The organism is Acetobacterium paludosum, from assembly GCF_008086595.1.
GTDB classification, from domain to species: domain Bacteria; phylum Bacillota; class Clostridia; order Eubacteriales; family Eubacteriaceae; genus Acetobacterium; species Acetobacterium paludosum.
In genome coordinates this window covers 1-2514 of the sequence record NZ_RXYA01000034.1, presented here as the reverse complement: position 1 = coordinate 2514, position 2514 = coordinate 1, and the positions used below count along the sequence as shown (strand labels likewise).

Here is a 2514-nt window from a genome sequence, read left to right as displayed (position 1 = left end):
AACCTTAATCCACAGCAGTAATAAAGTCGAAAGATAACCTGGTACTCCATTGAAAAACGACGCCATTTATCACCATCCGGGAGGTAGGTATCGATCACTTCGTATAAACTCTTTAATTCGTCAGGACTTAACAGGTGTGGAACCGTCGTGACTGTTGAGGCAGTCTGTCGGGGGATGTATGAAAGAATTCCCAACGAATTCATGTACAAGGATAGTTGCCGGACAAAGGAAACTCTCTGATTCCGGTAGTTAATGCCCTCGGTGTCTCTTTGGACCGCCCATTTCATAATCAGATCACGCGTAATGACCGTATCATTAAAGCCATTAATCATACAAAAATCATCAAAAGTTTTCAGACTATAAGCTTCATATTCATACAGAAAACCATCAGCTCTTTTCTGACGGATTAAACCTTTGATATATGGCGCAAAACTACTATGATAAACGTAATTTTTAATCATGACAACATCCCACCTTTCACCTCAACGCCTTTGAGCGAAAGGGAACATTGCCTCATGGTATCCCCATCTGTTGCCAAATATTTCATAACCGTTGAATTGTCCTTATGACCAAGTGAATCAGCGATGGTATCGGTATTGGTTTTGCTTATCAGCAGGCGCGTTGCAAATGTTTTTCTGGTTAAATGAAAGCCATGCTTCTGCTTATCAAGGATTTTGTTCAGAGCACTACAGCAACTGCCTGTGCCAAGTCTGCTGTAAGGAACGCAATGGGAAATGAATACATACTTGGAAACCATCTGAGGTCTGCCATTCGTGATATACTGATAAAGACTATTTCCGACATCAACTGGCATGGGAAGTTTTAAAAACCGACCCGATTTCTGTTGGTATATAGAAATCGTTCGTTCATCCCATGCAATATCAGTCAGTTTTAGCCCGGTAATATCTGAGGCACGCAGTCCCATGCGAAGGCCGATTAACACCATGGCTGTATTTCTTAACGCCATCGGTTTTTCTGCAATTGTTCTGTAATGATAAACGACATTGACTTCTTCATCCGTAAGGGTCTCCACGATTTCAGTTTTTACTGCGCATTCAATGGATAGCGCCAGCTGCAGCTTTTCAGGAACATATCCCAGTTGAGAAAGATAATCCAGAAACCCGCGAATCCTTGTACTGTAGGCATTCCTTGCTTCTGCCGTTGAATGGGAATCTGAAACATGAAATTCTTTTATTATTTCTGGACTTATTCTGGCACAGCAGCTAATCTTTTTCTGTTCAAGAAATTTTAGGAATCTCAGACATGAAGAACGGTACATACTGATAGTAGAGACAGAATTTTCTTCTTTTTTCTTCTTTGATAGAAAATCAAGAATCAACCGACGGCTCCAATCGGGTAGAGTGTTGATGGTATCTTCCTTATAGGTATAAACAATACTCGGATTGATATCACCGCACATCTGATACTGCTCAAAAAGTTTCATGGCACGACGGTATGTTTTCCATTCAACAGTATCATTTTTAAGACAGGTACACCAATATTCAGCGGTTTTATATGAATAAACGAGATTGTTGGCGTCCAGAAAAACATACAATTCTCGCCACGCTTTACGGAATGTTTTCTTCATGGTTTTTGAATAATGATGCCTTTCAAGAAAAACAGCTCCCAATTCTTTTGCCATGGAATAATATTCTACTGGGAGAATTTTGACTGACATCTGATCCTGCTGAAATAGGTCCACGCACTTTTTTTCATCAGGTTGTTCATCCAGGAGGATGATCCTCGGAATAGAAAATCGATCCAATGTAAATGCCAAAGAACCTGGAATAAAATCTTTATCAGCGAGATGCTTAAGAAATCGTCTGATAATGCGATTATATAAGTTTTTTGTCTTCAAGGTACGATAGTTGTACTTATTATAATAGTCAATTACATTTTTGTGTGTGACCTCATCCGGTTTCGTGACCCCCACACTCCAAACGTAAATCAAAAATTCGGAACATGCCATCCGATGTTGCCTGCTATAGTTGTCACAAAATGAATGTGCAGTATCGCTCAGGTAGCCATCCAGCAATAACCGACACCAATCCGGAAGTTTGTCATAGTTGCAGGAGTTTTCGTATGCATAGCGTTTTCCAGTAATATAGCCATTTTGCATGACATCATTAATCCGAAAAAGAGCAAGTCGGGATGTTTTAAACTTAGGATGTTTCCATTTGGGTCTATTGCTGTTTAACCACTCTATCGCCGTCTCATGTGAATAAGGAAGCTGAGTTTTTTCCAGATACTGCTTGAATGAACGATAACAATTTAAATGGCTGTAAACAACGGAACTAGAAAAATGATTTTGGGTAAAATACTTCGTTACCTCGCCAATTGCGTGATCATAATCTTGATACATGAAAATACCTCCCTGTTTTTAATCTTGGTAATTTCAGTATCATGCAATTGGTTGGAATATACAATAAAATCCTCAGGATTGAATGAAGAATCGCTGGTTTATGCGGCATTCATCCAATCCTGAGGATTTTTTAATAATGAGGATAAGCAGAG

At 39.5% G+C, this 2514-nt stretch carries 1 protein-coding gene and 1 pseudogene; both read right to left on the bottom strand.

Annotated features, from left to right (window positions below):
* Window positions 1–461, bottom strand: a pseudogene (locus FZC41_RS17005) (tyrosine-type recombinase/integrase); the annotation flags it as partial.
* The gene (locus tag FZC41_RS17000) at window positions 458–2362 is read right to left on the bottom strand and encodes a tyrosine-type recombinase/integrase (protein ID WP_148568644.1); all 1905 of its coding nucleotides are present in this window, start codon (window positions 2360–2362) and stop codon (window positions 458–460) included. The pseudogene FZC41_RS17005 and the gene FZC41_RS17000, both read right to left, overlap by 4 nt.
* Window positions 2363–2514 lie beyond the last annotated feature (152 nt).